Source organism: Stenotrophomonas sp. YJH_SMC_120 (assembly GCF_059368675.1).
Genome location: NZ_JCAFRY010000001.1, coordinates 81,427 through 94,267, shown reverse-complemented (window position 1 = coordinate 94,267; position 12,841 = coordinate 81,427). Strand labels below are relative to the sequence as shown.

The following is a 12,841-nucleotide window of genomic DNA, read 5'->3' as shown; positions in this document are numbered from 1 at the left end:
CAGCAGGATCGTCAATGTCGCCAGCCAAGCCCAGCATCGCACCCCATGGCGGTGAGAACACTGCATTCATCGTCCTGATCAGCTGCGTGGCCACGCTCGGTGGATTCCTGTTCGGCTTCGACAGTGGTGTCATCAATGGCACCGTCGATGGCCTGCGCCAGGCCTTCAACTCCAGCGAGGCGGCGCTCGGTTTCGAAGTCGCCTCGATGCTGCTGGGCTGCGCGATCGGTGCGTTCCTGGCCGGCTGGCTGGGCGACCGCCTGGGACGCCGCGGCGTCCTGATCGTGTCGGCGCTGATGTTCCTGGTCTCGGCGCTGGGCGCCGGCGCAGCCCACGCCTCGTGGCTGTTCATCGCGGCCCGCGTGCTGGGCGGCTTTGCAGTAGGGGCGGCCAGCGTGATGTCGCCGGCCTACATCGCCGAGGTGGCGTCGGCGCGCTATCGCGGGCGCCTGGCCACCGTGCAGCAGATGGCGATCATCTGCGGCCTGTTCGCGGCGTTCCTCAGCAACTACCTGCTGGCCCGCGCCGCCGGGGCGTCGACCGAGCCGTTGTGGCTGGGTCATGAGGCCTGGCGCTGGATGTTCTGGATGCAGGCGCTGCCGTCGGGGCTGTTCCTGCTGTTGTTGCTGGTGATTCCGGAAAGCCCGCGCTTCCTGGTCCTGAAGGGGTGCCAGCAGCAGGCGAGGGCGGTGCTCGCGCGGCTGTACGGCGAGGCCGCAGCGGCGGCCAAGCAGGCCGAGATCGAAGCCAGCCTGGCCCAGGACCAGCACAAGCCGCGCTTTGCCGACCTGCGCGACACGGTCAGCGGCAAGCTGCGGCCGATCCTGTGGGTGGGTATTGGCCTGGCCATGTTCCAGCAGCTGGTCGGCATCAATGTGGTGTTCTATTACGGCGCGGTGCTGTGGCAGGTGGTGGGCTTCTCGGAAAGCGACGCACTGCTGATCAACGTGCTGTCCGGTGGGCTGAGCATCGGTGCTTGCCTGCTGACGGTGCTGTTGATCGACCGCATCGGGCGCAAGCCGCTGCTGTGGATCGGCTCGGTCGGCATGTCGGTGGCGCTGGTGCTGATGGTGGTCGCGTTCGCCAGTGGAAGCCTGGCCGACGGTCGACTGCAGTTGTCCGACGGCATGGGCCGGCTGGCGCTGGTCGCGGCCAACGTCTACGTGGTGTTCTTCAACATGTCCTGGGGCCCGGTGATGTGGGTGATGCTGGGCGAGATGTTCCCCAACCAGATCCGCGGCCCGGCGTTGGCTGTTGCCGGTGCGGCGCAGTGGACGTCGAATTTCGCGATCATCGTGACCTTCCCGATGCTGCTGGCCGGCATCGGCCTGGCCGGCGCCTATGGCATCTACACGGTGGCGGCCATCCTCTCGATCTTCTTCGTGGTCCGCTACGTGCGCGAGACCAAGGGCAAGGAGCTGGAGCAGATGGAAGGCTGACGGCGACTGGCTTCGGTTGCGTTCCGTTGGCGCCTGCTTGTCCAGAGTGTGAGGGGGCAGGCCGCCCTCTCCAGGACACGCAAGAGCCATCCATGGGGGCTCGATGGCGCCATGGATGGCGCCATCGAGCCCCCATGGATGGGTTTACGGCGTGTCCTGCCCTGGGTGACCCCACCGGCTCAAGCCGATTGCAGGGGGGGGGGGGGGCGCCAAAGCGACCAACCCGACCGCAACCACTGCAATCCCGGAAAACAGAAAAGCCCGCACAAGGCGGGCTTTTTCGGTTCCTGCTGCGGCGACTGGCGCTCCCTAGGGGACTCGAACCCCTGTTTTAGCCTTGAGAGGGCCACGTCCTAACCACTAGACGAAGGGAGCGTAACTGTGTCGCTGCCGAGGCAGGAGCGCTAGTATATGCACCTCGATGCCATTGGGCAATCCCGAAACTTCAACCGGAAGCGCCAACATCATTTCCTCTGCTACATCACCGTTCAGCCTGCGCGTCATCCCGCGCGACCAGCACACGATCTCCCGCAAGGACATCAGCCCGAACGCCCTGCGCGTGCTTTATCGCCTGCGCGATGCCGGCTTCGGCGCCTACCTTGTCGGCGGCGCGGTGCGCGACCTGCTGGTCAATGGCCAACCCAAGGATTTCGACGTGGCCACCGACGCCACGCCCGAACAGGTCAAGCAGCTGTTCCGCAACTGCCGCCTGATCGGCCGCCGTTTCCGCCTCGCCCACGTTGTGTTCGGCCGCGAGATCATCGAAGTCGCCACCTTCCGCGCCAACAGCGATGACGGTAGTGGCGACCGCGAGATGGAAAACGGCATGCTTGTGCGCGACAACGTGTACGGCACCATCGAAGACGACGCCGTCCGCCGCGACTTCACCTGCAACGCCCTGTACTACGCCATCGAGGACTTCTCGGTGCGTGACTACACCGGTGGCTTCGAAGACGTGCAGGCGCGCCTGATGAAGCTCATCGGCGACCCGGTACAGCGCTACCAGGAAGACCCGGTGCGCATGCTGCGCGCCGTGCGCCTGGCGGCCAAGCTCGGCTTCCAGATCGAAGAGGGCACCGCCGCGCCGATCCCGCAGCTGGCTGGCCTGCTCAACGAAGCCGCGCCGGCACGCCTGTTCGAGGAAGTGCTGAAGCTGTTCCTGTCCGGGCACGGCGTGGCCAGCTTCGAAGGCCTGGAGCGCTACGGTCTGCTCGACGTGCTGTTCCCGGAAAGCGCCAGGGCGTTGAAGTCCAACCGCACCGGCGCGCTGCGCCGCATGCTGGTCGAGGGCCTGGCCAATACCGATGCCCGCGTGGCCAACGACGAGCCGGTCTCGCCGGCGTTCCTGTTCGCGCTGCTGCTGTGGCCGGCGTTCTGCCGCGCCCAGGCGACCCTGCTCAAGCAGGGCGTGGCGCCGGAAGAGGCGCAGCGTCGTGCCGCCGACCGCGTCACCGTGCAGCAGTTGAGCACCATCGCGCTGCCGCGCCGCTTCTCGCTGCCGATGCAGGAAATCTGGCTGCTGCAGTCGCGTTTCAGCTCGCGCCAGCGCAAGCGCGTGTTCCGCACGCTCACCCATCCGCGCTTCCGCGCCGCGTTCGACTTCCTCAGCCTGCGCCAGGTGGCCTCGGCCGAGCACGCTGCCGATGTTGAATTCTGGCGCGAGGCACAGGCCCAGTCCGGCCGCGAGCTGGAATCGTCGCTGGACGCGATGCACAGCGAAGAGGGCGATGACGAGAACGGAGCACCGCGCAAGCGTCGCCGTCGTCGTCGCCGCCCGGGGGCCTCGGCCGGTGCAGCTGGCGAATAAGCAATGACGCCAGCGTGGATCGGCCTCGGCGCCAACCTCGGCGATGCGGCCACGACTGTCGGCGCGGCGATCACTGCGCTGGACGGCCTGCCCGGGACCCGCGTGCTGCAGGCCTCGCGCCTGTACGCAACGCCGGCCTGGGGCAATCAAGACCAGCCACCGTTCGTCAACGCAGTGGCCGCGGTCGAAACGTCACTGGCAGCCGATGAACTGCTGCAGGCGATGCTGGCGCTGGAGCAGCGCTTTGGCCGCGTGCGCGATCCGGCGGTGCACTGGGGGCCGCGCGCGCTGGACCTGGACCTGCTGCTGTATGGCGCGCAGGTGCTCGACCAGCCCGGCCTGCAGGTGCCGCACCCCTACATGCACGAGCGTGCCTTCGTGCTGGTGCCGCTGGCCGAAATCGCGCCGGATCTGGCCATCCCCGGGCATGGCCGCGTGCGGGATGCAGTGATGCGGGTGGATGCCTGCGGGATCGCGCCGATAGGGTGATAATGCCCGGGTTATCTCCCCCGGTTATCAGCACATGAGCACCCACGCAGACAGCAAGCCCTGGACCGTTCCCGCCCTGGCCGAGGCCAAGCGCAATGGCCAGAAGCTGGTCATGTTGACCGCCTACGACGCTGGCTTCGCCCGCACTTTCGACGTAAATGGCGTTGACCTGATCCTGATTGGCGATTCGCTGGGCATGGTCGTGCAGGGCCATGATTCGACCCTGCCGGTGACCGTGGCCGACATGGTCTACCACACCCGCGCCGTGGCCCGTGTGCTGCAGCGCGCGCTGCTGGTGGCCGACCTGCCGTTCGGTGCCGATGCCACTCCGGAGCGCGCGCTGGATGCTTCGCTGCAGCTGCTGCAGGCCGGTGCCGAGATGGTCAAGATCGAAGGTGCCGGCTTCAAGGTCGACATCATCCGCTACCTGGTTGAGCGTGAGATTCCGGTCTGTGCGCATCTGGGCCTGACACCGCAGTCGGTGCTGCGCCTGGGCGGCTTCAAGATCCAGGGCCGCGGCGATGCCGCGCGCCAGCTGGTGGAAGATGCCAGGGCCGTGGCCGCTGCCGGCGCCAGCATCATGGTGCTTGAGTGCGTGCCGACCCCGGTTGCCGCCGAGGTGACCGCTGCGGTGGAGGTGCCGACCATCGGCATCGGTGCCGGCCCGCAGTGCGACGGCCAGGTGCTGGTGCTGCACGATTTCCTCGGCCTGGACAGTGGCCATCGCCGCCCCAAGTTCGTCAAGGATTTCCTTGCCGAAGGCGGTTCGGTGGCCGGTGCCACCCGCGCCTACGCCGACGCCGTGCGCGACGGCAGCTTCCCCGACGAACAGCACGCCTACGCCCAATGATCCAGACCTTCAACGAGCTCGGCGCACTGCGCGGGCAGATCGCCCAGTGGAAGCGCGAGGGCCTGCGCGTGGCGCTGGTGCCCACCATGGGCAACCTTCACGGTGGCCATCATTCGCTGGTGACCCTGGCCCGCCAGTACGCCGACAAGGTGGTGGCAAGCATCTTCGTCAACCCGACCCAGTTCGGGCCGAACGAGGATTTCAGTCGCTATCCGCGTACGCCCGAGGCCGATGTGGCCGGGCTTGAGCAGGTCGGCTGCGATGCGGTGTGGCTGCCCAGCGTCGAGGCCATGTACCCGCTGGGCGTGGACAAGACCACGCAGATGCACGCGCCCGGCGTGAGCGAGGTGCTGGAAGGTGCCAGCCGCCCGGGCCACTTCGATGGCGTCTGCACGGTGGTGGCGCGCCTGTTCCTGCAGGTGCAGCCGGACGTAGCCGTGTTCGGCCGCAAGGACTACCAGCAGCTGGCGGTGATCCGGCAGATGGTGGCTGAGCTGTCGTTCCCGATCCAGATCGTCGGCGCGGACATCGTGCGCGACGAGGATGGCCTGGCCAAGAGTTCGCGCAACCAGTACCTGAGCGCCGAACAGCGCCCGGTCGCGACCACCATCCACCGCACCCTGCTGGGCATGCGCGAAGGCTACGTGGCCGGGCAAGCGCGTGATCGCATCGAGGCCGACGCCACGGCGGCATTGCAGGCGGCCGGTTTCCAGGTCGACTATGCGGTGCTGCGCACCCCGGAGCTGGCCGAGCCGACGTTCGATGGCGGTGGCCGCGTAGCGCTGATCGCCGCGCGCCTGGGCTCCACCCGCCTGATCGACAACCTGGAGTTCTGAGCCGCATGCGGCCCGGGGGCGCCCACAATGGGCGCCTCGCACCTTCCCATGGACGGGAGAACGGCAATGAAGACACCCTCCACTGACGCTGGTCGGCTTGCGCAGGCGTTGATCCTGGCCGTGCTGCCTGCCGGCATGCTGCCGGCGCAGCTGTTTGGCGGCCTGTTGTTCGCGCTCGAATTCAGGCGCACGCCGATGCCCGCGCTCACCGGCGGTGGACTGATGTTCGGGCTGGGCGTCTGCAGCGCCATCGCGGTGTTCCTGCCGATGGCGCTGCTCCCGCGATCTCGGCGGCTCCTGCGCCGGACCCGCTTCGTGCTTGCAGGGGCTGCTCTGGGCGCGCTGGCCATGGCCATCCATGAATGGCCGGGCGCGATCCATGGGCCGCTGCTGCAGCGCCTGCGCTATGTGGATACATTCGATGTGATCAGCTATGGGCTGACGGTGTTGGCTGCAGGGGGCCTGGGCCTGGCCTCCGGGCTGGCCTTCCATACGGTGTTCAGGCTGTCACTGCAGGGCGGTGCCGTCCATGCCACGGCGCCGCCGCCGGGCGAGGGCGCCTGAACGGCCTTCAGCGTCCTGCCGCAGGCCCCTGACGACGGCCAAGCGGGTGCTAGAATCCGCTCTTTCCTTTGCCGTTGCAGCGCCCCCATGCACCTGTCCCTGCTCAAGACCAAGATCCACCGCGCCACCGTCACCCATTCCGAGCTGAACTACGAAGGCTCGATCGCCATCGATGACAACCTGCTGGCTGCCACCGGCATCCGCGAGTTCGAGCAGGTGCACATCTGGGACGTGACCAACGGTGCGCGCTTCTCGACCTATGCCATCCGCGCCGAAGCCGGCAGCGGCGTTGTCTCGCTCAACGGTGGCGCCGCGCGCCACGTGCAGGTCGGTGACATCATCATCATTGCCGCGTTCGCCAGCATGACCGAGCAGGAAGCCGACAGCTTCAAGCCGAAGCTGGTGTACGTTGATGGCAAGAACCAGATCACCCACACCAACGACACGATCCCGACCCAGGCCGCATGACAACGAACAACGGATTCGACTCGCTGCATTCCCACGCCCAGCGCCTGAAGGGCGCAAGCATCCCCGGCCTGCTCGCCGCCGAACCCGGCCGCGTGCAGGACCTGGCGCTGCGGGTCGGTCCGTTGTACGTCAACTTCGCCCGGCAGAAATACGATGCCGCGGCGTTGCAGGCATTGCTGGCGCTGGCTGCCGACCGTGACGTCGGTGGTGCCATCACCCGCCTGTTCCGTGGCGAGCAGGTCAACCTGACCGAAGGTCGCGCCGCGCTGCACACCGCACTGCGCGGCGACGTGGTCGATGCGCCGGTGGCGGCCGAGGCCTATGCCACCGCGCGCGAGATCCGCCAGCGCATGGGCTTGCTGGTGCGCGCGCTGGAAGACAGTGGCGTGACCGATGTAGTCAGTGTCGGCATCGGTGGTTCCGACCTTGGCCCGCGCCTGGTCGCCGACGCACTGCGTCCGGTCAGCGGTGCGCGCCTGCGCGTGCATTTCGTCTCGAACGTGGACGGCGCGGCCATGCAGCGTACGCTGGCCACGCTGGATCCTGCCAAGACCGCCGGCATCCTGATCTCCAAGACCTTCGGCACCCAGGAAACCCTGCTCAACGGCCAGATCCTGCACGACTGGCTGGGGGGCAGCGACCGCCTGTACGCGGTCAGTGCCAATCCGGAACGTGCCGCCAAGGCCTTTGCCATCGCCGCCGATCGTGTGCTGCCGATGTGGGATTGGGTCGGCGGCCGCTATTCGCTGTGGTCTGCGGTCGGTTTCCCGATCGCGCTGGCGATCGGCTTCGAGCGCTTTGAACAGCTGCTGGAAGGTGCTGCGCAGATGGATGCGCATGCGCTGGATGCACCGCTGGAGCGCAACCTGCCGGTGCTGCACGGCCTGACCGACATCTGGAACCGCAACCTGCTGGGCCATGCCACGCATGCGGTGATGACCTACGACCAGCGCCTGGCGCTGTTGCCGGCCTACCTGCAGCAGCTGGTGATGGAAAGCCTGGGCAAGCGTGTGCAGCGTGACGGCCAGCCGGTCACCACCGATACCGTGCCGGTGTGGTGGGGAGGCGCGGGCACCGATGTGCAGCACAGCTTCTTCCAGGCACTGCACCAGGGCACCAGCATCGTTCCGGCAGATTTCATCGGCTGCGTGCACAACGACGATCCCTACACGATCAATCATCAGGCCCTGCTGGCCAACCTGCTGGCGCAGACCGAAGCACTGGCCAATGGCCAGGGCAGCGACGACCCGCACCGTGATTACCCGGGCGGCCGCCCGAGCACGCTGATCCTGCTCGACGCGCTGACCCCGCAGGCGCTGGGTGCGCTGATCGCCATGTACGAACACGCCGTGTACGTGCAGTCGGTGATCTGGAACATCAACGCCTTCGACCAGTTCGGTGTCGAACTGGGCAAGCAGCTGGCCAGTGGCCTGCTGCCGGCGCTGCAGGGCGAGGATGTGGCCGTTGCCGACCCGATGACCCGAGAGATCCTTGCGCAGCTGAAGCGCTGAGGCTCTGGTAGTGCCGGCCGCTGGCCGGCGACCTCCATGAACGATTGAAGCATCACCTGGTTGCCGGCCAGCGGCCGGCACTACCATGAAGGGCGTGGTGCCTCAGCGGCTCGGGTCGCGTTCCGGGCTGGGCCGCTTGGCCAGCTTGCGCTGCAGCGAGCGCCGGTGCATGCCGAGCAGGCGCGCGGCTGCCGACACATTGCCGCCGGTCTCGTGCATCGCCTGCTGGATGTGTTCCCACTGCAGGCGGCTGATCGGTGTCATCGCGTCGGGCACTTCCATTTCGCCATCGTCGGCCGGGCCGTCATCCTCCTCGCCCAAAGCGCGAAGGATCATCGGTACCGTGGCTGGCTTGGGCAGGTAATCGTCCGCACCGAGCTTGATCGCTTCCACCGCAGTGGCGATGCTGGCGTAGCCGGTCACCAGCAGGATGCGCATGTCCGCGCGCAGCGCACGCAGCGGCTGGATCAGCGCCAGGCCGGAATCGCTGCCCAGCTTCAGGTCGATCAGGGCGAACGCGGGTGGGTGCTGGCGCGCCAGTGCCAGCGCGCTGGCGGCATCCTGCGCGGTCTGCGTTTCAAGCCCCTTGCGGGCCAGGCTGCGCTGCAGGGTGCGCAGGTACAGTTCGTCGTCGTCGACCAGCAGGCCGAGGGTTGAGGCGCTCATGGGGTTTCCTCGCGTGGGGCCAGCGGCAGGCGGAAGCCGACGCGGCTGCCGGCCCCTTGGGCCGGGCGCATCCACATCTCGCCGTCGAGGCGTTCGATCGTGGCATGGGACAGGGCCAGGCCGACCCCCATGCCTTCACTCTTGCTGCTGCCGAACAGCTTGCCCGGCAGCACCGCGGCGCGCGCGTTGAAGCCGTGGCCGTAGTCGCGTACTTCGCCGATCAGATCGTCGCCTTCGATGCGCAGGTCCAGGTCCACGCGCGGCCGGCCGGCCTGTTCGCCGGCATCGGCGGCATTGTTGAGCAGGACCATCAGCAGGTGGCCCACGCCCGGGTCGAGCGGCAGCCGCAGCGGCGCATCATCGTTGCGGTGCAGGTCGATGGTCGGTCGCACCAGGCGCCATTGCTCCAGCACCTGCTGCGCGCTGGAATGGCTGCGTCCGGGCGCATCGGCCGAGGCCGGTGCGGCCAGCGCCAGCACGCGCTCACGGCACTGCACCAGCAGCTCGCGCAGGGTTTCCATGTCCTCGCGCACTTCCGGCTCTTCACTGCGTTCGGCCACGTCGTCGGCGAGCAGGGTCATGGTTGCCAGCGGCGTGTTCAGTTCATGCGCCACCGAGGCGGCATGGGTGGCCAGGGCGACGATGCCCTCGTTGCGGGCGAAGCGTTCGCGCAGGGCCGAGAGTTCCAGTTCGCGCTGGCGCAGCGCCAGCGCCAGGCGGGTGGAGAAGGCCAGTACGACCGCCGCGGAAATCAGGAAATTGGCTACCACGCCCCAGCGGTTGAGGTCCTGCGCGCGGAAATAGCCGTCCGGCAGGGGCTGGCCGAAGATGCCGCTGGCGGCGTAGCCGAGCAGGCAGGCCAGCGCGACCGCCAGCGCCCAGCGCAGGGGCAGGGCGAACGCGGCCAGTGCGATCAGGATCAGGAACAGCGAGCTGAACGGATTGGCCATGCCGCCGCTCCAGCCGACCATCCAGGTCAGGATGATCACGTCCACCAGGATGTGGCCGAATGCAGTCAGCGGTGCGGTGTCGGCCGCTTCCGGGCGCAGCTGGGTGTAGATGTTGAACAGGGCCAGCACCGCCACGCCGGCCCACAGCGGCAGCTGCGGCAACGGCAGCCCCAGCACCCAGGTGGCGACCAGGATGGTGGCGGCCTGGCCGCCTACTGCAAGCCAGCGCAGGCTGCACAGGGTTCGGAGAAACGGGGCGTCGGGACCGGTCATTCACGCTCATCGTATGCGTTCGCGCGTGACCGTGCCTGCGACAATCGGCCGCAGCCGTGCCGCCGGCTGAATGCGAGTCACCCCGAATGCAGGGCCGGGCGGTAGAATGCGCCCATGCACGACGCCGTCACCCGCCCGACTCCGCCCTCCGATGCCACTGCCTGGCCGCGCCGCCAGACCCATGCCGTCCAGATTGGCGGAGTCACCGTGGGCGGAGGCAAGCCGGTGGTGGTGCAGTCGATGACCAACACCGACACCTCCGACGTCGCCTCCAGCGTGAAGCAGGTGGCCGAGTTGTGGCGTGCCGGTTCGGAGATGGTGCGGCTGACCGTCAATACCGTGGAAGCCGCTGCGGCGATCCCGCGCATTGTCGACAAGCTGGCGATGATGGGCATCGACGTGCCGCTGATCGGCGATTTCCACTACAACGGCCACCAGCTGCTGACCGCCGAACCGGCATGTGCCGAAGCACTGGCCAAGTACCGCATCAACCCGGGCAACGTCGGCTTCGGCAAGAAGAAGGATCTGCAGTTCGCCCAGCTGATCGAATTCGCCATCCGTTACAACAAGCCGGTGCGCATCGGCGCCAACTGGGGCTCGCTGGACCAGGCCCTGGCGGCGAAGCTGATGGACGAGAACAACCTGCGCGAACAGCCCTGGGACGCCGGCCGCGTGCTGCGCGAGGCGCTGATCCGCTCGGCGCTGGATTCGGCCGAGCAGGCGGTGGAGCTGGGCCTGCCGCGCGATCGCATCGTGCTGTCGGCCAAGGTCAGTGGCGTGCAGGAGCTGATCGCGGTGTACCGCGACCTGGCGCAGCGCTCCGACTTCGCCCTGCACCTGGGCCTGACCGAGGCCGGTATCGGCAGCAAGGGCATCGTGGCATCGTCCGCGGCGCTGGGCGTGCTGCTGCAGGAAGGCATCGGTGACACCATCCGCATCTCGCTGACCCCGGAGCCGGGCCAGTCGCGCACGCAGGAAGTGATCGTCGCCCAGGAACTGCTGCAGACCACCGGCCAGCGTGCCTTCACGCCGCTGGTCACGGCCTGCCCGGGCTGCGGCCGTACCACCTCCGAGTTCTTCCAGGAGCTGGCCAAGGTGGTGCAGAACCACGTGCGCGAGAAGATGCCGCTGTGGAAGGTCCACCACCCGGGGGCGGAGAACATGACCCTGGCGGTGATGGGCTGCATCGTCAACGGGCCGGGCGAATCGCGTCACGCCAACATCGGCATCTCGCTGCCGGGCACGGGTGAGACGCCTGCGGCGCCGGTGTTCGTCGATGGTGAGAAGAAGGTGACCCTGCGTGGCGACAACATCGCCCAGGAGTTCGTCGCCCTGATCGACGATTACGTCGAACACACGTATGTCCGAAGCGCCGGATAAGCCTGCGATCCTCGCCGCACCGGAGTCAGCCTCCGGCTTCCGCCACTGGATGGCGCGCAACGCCTGGCGCCTGGTCCTGTTGTTCGGTGGCGTGCTGCTGCCGTTGGCAGGCTTTGTTGCCCTGGCGGACGAAGTGCACGAGTTTGAATCGTTCCATTTCGACGCGCCCCTGCTGTGGCAGATGCATGGCCTGCATTCGCCCTGGCTGGACCGCTTCTTCGTGCTCATCTCGAAACTGGGCTACGAGTGGTTCCTGATCCCGGCCGACGTGCTGATCATCGGCGTGCTGCTGGGCTACCGGCGCTGGCGCGAGGCGACCTTCGTCGCGGTCAGCTTCGTAGGGTCCGCGCTGCTGAACATGGGCAGCAAGCAGTTCTTCCAGCGGCAGCGCCCCAGCCTGTGGGAATCGATCGCGCCGGAATCGACGTTCAGCTTCCCCAGCGGGCATGCGATGGGTTCGATGACCCTTGCCGTGACCTTGGTACTGCTCGCCTGGAACACCCGTTGGCGCTGGCCGGTACTGATGCTGGCACCCGCGTTCAGCCTGCTGGTAAGCGTGTCGCGGGTCTATCTGGGGGTGCATTACCCCTCCGACATCCTGGCCGGATGGTGTGCCGCGCTGGTTTGGGTGGTAGGGTGCTATCTGGTCATGTTCAGTCGCCGGCACCCTTGGCGACGTCACGGCCCGCCGCCAGCGAAGGCCAGCGAAGCACCAACACAGGGGGTTTGACGTGGATGGCCCTTGAGGGACGTCTACGTGATAGATCAGTTGTTTCGTTGCAGCAGGTTCTGCAAGACAGGGGGCAAGCACAACGCGCGGTACTGTGATGCGCAAGGCAGATCGCCGATGCCGCATTCCGGACGCGCTTGCAGGGTATCGGCACCCTGCCTAGCTTGACCTGCAATGGCCGCATTCGAAGAGGTACATGAATGACGATTCGAGTCTACCTGGTGGATGACCACGCGCTGGTCCGCACCGGTATGAAGATGATTCTGTCGGGAGAAACCGACATCGAGGTGGTGGGCGAAGCCGAGACCGGCGAAGACGCGCTGCGTGAAGTCCGCCAGCTGCTGCCGGATGTGGTGCTGTGCGACCTGCACCTGCCGGGCGTGAGCGGCATGGAAGTGACCGAGCGCATCGTCCGCAGCCACCGCAATACCCGCGTGGTGATCGTGTCGGTACTGGAAGACGGCCCGCTACCCAAGCGCCTGCTCGAAGCCGGTGCGGCCGGTTACATCGGCAAGGGCTGCGATGCGCAGGAATTGCTGCGTGCGGTGCGTGATGTGGCGGCCGGTCGTCGCTACCTGGGCACCAGCATCGCGCAGAATCTGGCGCTGTCGACAGTGGAAGGCAATGGTTCGCCGTTCGACAACCTGTCGCCGCGCGAGCTTGAGGTGGCGCTGTTGCTGACCCAGGGCCTGCGCCAGGAAGACATCGCGCGCCGCCTGAGCCTGAGTGCGAAGACGGTGAACACGCACAAGGCGCGGTTGTTTGAGAAGATGGGGATCCACGACAACATCGCGCTGGCGCGGATGGCCAGCCAGTACGGGCTGGTGGATCCGGCACGGCCGCTGTAAGGGGTTCGGCCAACGGCTGAGCCCCTCGCA

General features: G+C 67.3%; 13 protein-coding genes and 1 tRNA gene. 11 read left to right on the top strand and 3 right to left on the bottom strand.

The window, feature by feature from the left end:
• The first annotated feature begins 14 nt into the window (after window positions 1-14).
• Window positions 15-1,439, top strand: coding sequence for a sugar porter family MFS transporter (locus tag AC5P60_RS00575; RefSeq protein ID WP_483692825.1), 1,425 nt, complete (start codon window positions 15-17; stop codon window positions 1,437-1,439).
• Window positions 1,440-1,739: 300 nt separating this feature from the next.
• On the opposite strand, the gene AC5P60_RS00570 is transcribed toward AC5P60_RS00575, so the two are convergent.
• Window positions 1,740-1,814, bottom strand: a tRNA-Glu gene (locus tag AC5P60_RS00570).
• Between the two features lie 52 nt (window positions 1,815-1,866).
• Here AC5P60_RS00570 and pcnB point away from each other — a divergent pair.
• From pcnB to pgi, 7 genes are all read left to right on the top strand, one after another.
• Complete coding sequence (gene pcnB, locus AC5P60_RS00565) at window positions 1,867-3,246, top strand: polynucleotide adenylyltransferase PcnB (RefSeq protein WP_032965757.1); 1,380 nt, start codon at window positions 1,867-1,869, stop codon at window positions 3,244-3,246.
• A 3-nt stretch (window positions 3,247-3,249) separates the two neighbouring features.
• Entirely contained in the window at window positions 3,250-3,735 is a 486-nt protein-coding gene (folK, locus tag AC5P60_RS00560) for a 2-amino-4-hydroxy-6-hydroxymethyldihydropteridine diphosphokinase (protein ID WP_088437119.1), read from the top strand.
• A 34-nt stretch (window positions 3,736-3,769) separates the two neighbouring features.
• A complete protein-coding gene (gene panB / locus AC5P60_RS00555; protein WP_483692824.1) occupies window positions 3,770-4,585 on the top strand; it encodes a 3-methyl-2-oxobutanoate hydroxymethyltransferase in 816 nt (271 codons plus the stop codon).
• The gene (gene panC, locus AC5P60_RS00550) at window positions 4,582-5,421 is read left to right on the top strand and encodes a pantoate--beta-alanine ligase (RefSeq protein WP_005409059.1); all 840 of its coding nucleotides are present in this window, start codon (window positions 4,582-4,584) and stop codon (window positions 5,419-5,421) included. Before panB ends, panC begins: the two co-directional genes overlap by 4 nt.
• 66 nt (window positions 5,422-5,487) lie before the next feature.
• Window positions 5,488-5,985, top strand: coding sequence for a hypothetical protein (locus AC5P60_RS00545; RefSeq protein ID WP_285309353.1), 498 nt, complete (start codon window positions 5,488-5,490; stop codon window positions 5,983-5,985).
• Between the two features lie 87 nt (window positions 5,986-6,072).
• Window positions 6,073-6,453, top strand: coding sequence for an aspartate 1-decarboxylase (gene panD / locus AC5P60_RS00540; protein WP_005409061.1), 381 nt, complete (start codon window positions 6,073-6,075; stop codon window positions 6,451-6,453).
• A complete protein-coding gene (gene pgi, locus AC5P60_RS00535; RefSeq protein ID WP_483692823.1) occupies window positions 6,450-7,964 on the top strand; it encodes a glucose-6-phosphate isomerase in 1,515 nt (504 codons plus the stop codon). Before panD ends, pgi begins: the two co-directional genes overlap by 4 nt.
• A gap of 102 nt (window positions 7,965-8,066) precedes the next feature.
• Here the strand turns inward: pgi and AC5P60_RS00530 are convergent, their stop codons facing one another.
• A complete protein-coding gene (locus AC5P60_RS00530; RefSeq protein WP_005409063.1) occupies window positions 8,067-8,630 on the bottom strand; it encodes a response regulator transcription factor in 564 nt (187 codons plus the stop codon).
• Window positions 8,627-9,853 carry an ATP-binding protein gene (locus tag AC5P60_RS00525; RefSeq protein WP_005412965.1) on the bottom strand — a complete coding sequence of 409 codons (1,227 nt, stop codon included), beginning with the start codon at window positions 9,851-9,853 and terminating at the stop codon, window positions 8,627-8,629. Before AC5P60_RS00525 ends, AC5P60_RS00530 begins: the two co-directional genes overlap by 4 nt.
• A 114-nt stretch (window positions 9,854-9,967) precedes the next feature.
• Between AC5P60_RS00525 and ispG the strand changes: the two genes are divergently transcribed.
• From ispG to AC5P60_RS00510, 3 genes are all read left to right on the top strand, one after another.
• On the top strand, window positions 9,968-11,233 hold the full coding sequence (gene ispG, locus AC5P60_RS00520) for a flavodoxin-dependent (E)-4-hydroxy-3-methylbut-2-enyl-diphosphate synthase (RefSeq protein ID WP_049402624.1): 1,266 nt from the start codon (window positions 9,968-9,970) through the stop codon (window positions 11,231-11,233).
• On the top strand, window positions 11,214-11,963 hold the full coding sequence (locus AC5P60_RS00515) for a phosphatase PAP2 family protein (protein ID WP_005409066.1): 750 nt from the start codon (window positions 11,214-11,216) through the stop codon (window positions 11,961-11,963). The genes ispG and AC5P60_RS00515 overlap by 20 nt, the downstream gene beginning before the upstream one ends.
• Before the next feature lie 200 nt (window positions 11,964-12,163).
• Window positions 12,164-12,811 (top strand): response regulator, encoded by a 648-nt coding sequence (locus tag AC5P60_RS00510; RefSeq protein WP_005409067.1) that lies wholly within the window; start codon window positions 12,164-12,166, stop codon window positions 12,809-12,811.
• Window positions 12,812-12,841: the final 30 nt, after the last annotated feature.

Coding starts and splice junctions, on each gene's coding strand:
- AC5P60_RS00575 (WP_483692825.1), top strand. CDS start 15: ATGTCGCCAGCCAAGCCCAGCATCGCACCCCATGGCGGTGAGAACACT.
- folK (WP_088437119.1), top strand. CDS start 3,250: ATGACGCCAGCGTGGATCGGCCTCGGCGCCAACCTCGGCGATGCGGCC.
- panB (WP_483692824.1), top strand. CDS start 3,770: ATGAGCACCCACGCAGACAGCAAGCCCTGGACCGTTCCCGCCCTGGCC.
- panC (WP_005409059.1), top strand. CDS start 4,582: ATGATCCAGACCTTCAACGAGCTCGGCGCACTGCGCGGGCAGATCGCC.
- AC5P60_RS00545 (WP_285309353.1), top strand. CDS start 5,488: ATGAAGACACCCTCCACTGACGCTGGTCGGCTTGCGCAGGCGTTGATC.
- panD (WP_005409061.1), top strand. CDS start 6,073: ATGCACCTGTCCCTGCTCAAGACCAAGATCCACCGCGCCACCGTCACC.
- pgi (WP_483692823.1), top strand. CDS start 6,450: ATGACAACGAACAACGGATTCGACTCGCTGCATTCCCACGCCCAGCGC.
- AC5P60_RS00530 (WP_005409063.1), bottom strand. CDS start 8,630: ATGAGCGCCTCAACCCTCGGCCTGCTGGTCGACGACGACGAACTGTAC.
- AC5P60_RS00525 (WP_005412965.1), bottom strand. CDS start 9,853: ATGACCGGTCCCGACGCCCCGTTTCTCCGAACCCTGTGCAGCCTGCGC.
- ispG (WP_049402624.1), top strand. CDS start 9,968: ATGCACGACGCCGTCACCCGCCCGACTCCGCCCTCCGATGCCACTGCC.
- AC5P60_RS00515 (WP_005409066.1), top strand. CDS start 11,214: ATGTCCGAAGCGCCGGATAAGCCTGCGATCCTCGCCGCACCGGAGTCA.
- AC5P60_RS00510 (WP_005409067.1), top strand. CDS start 12,164: ATGACGATTCGAGTCTACCTGGTGGATGACCACGCGCTGGTCCGCACC.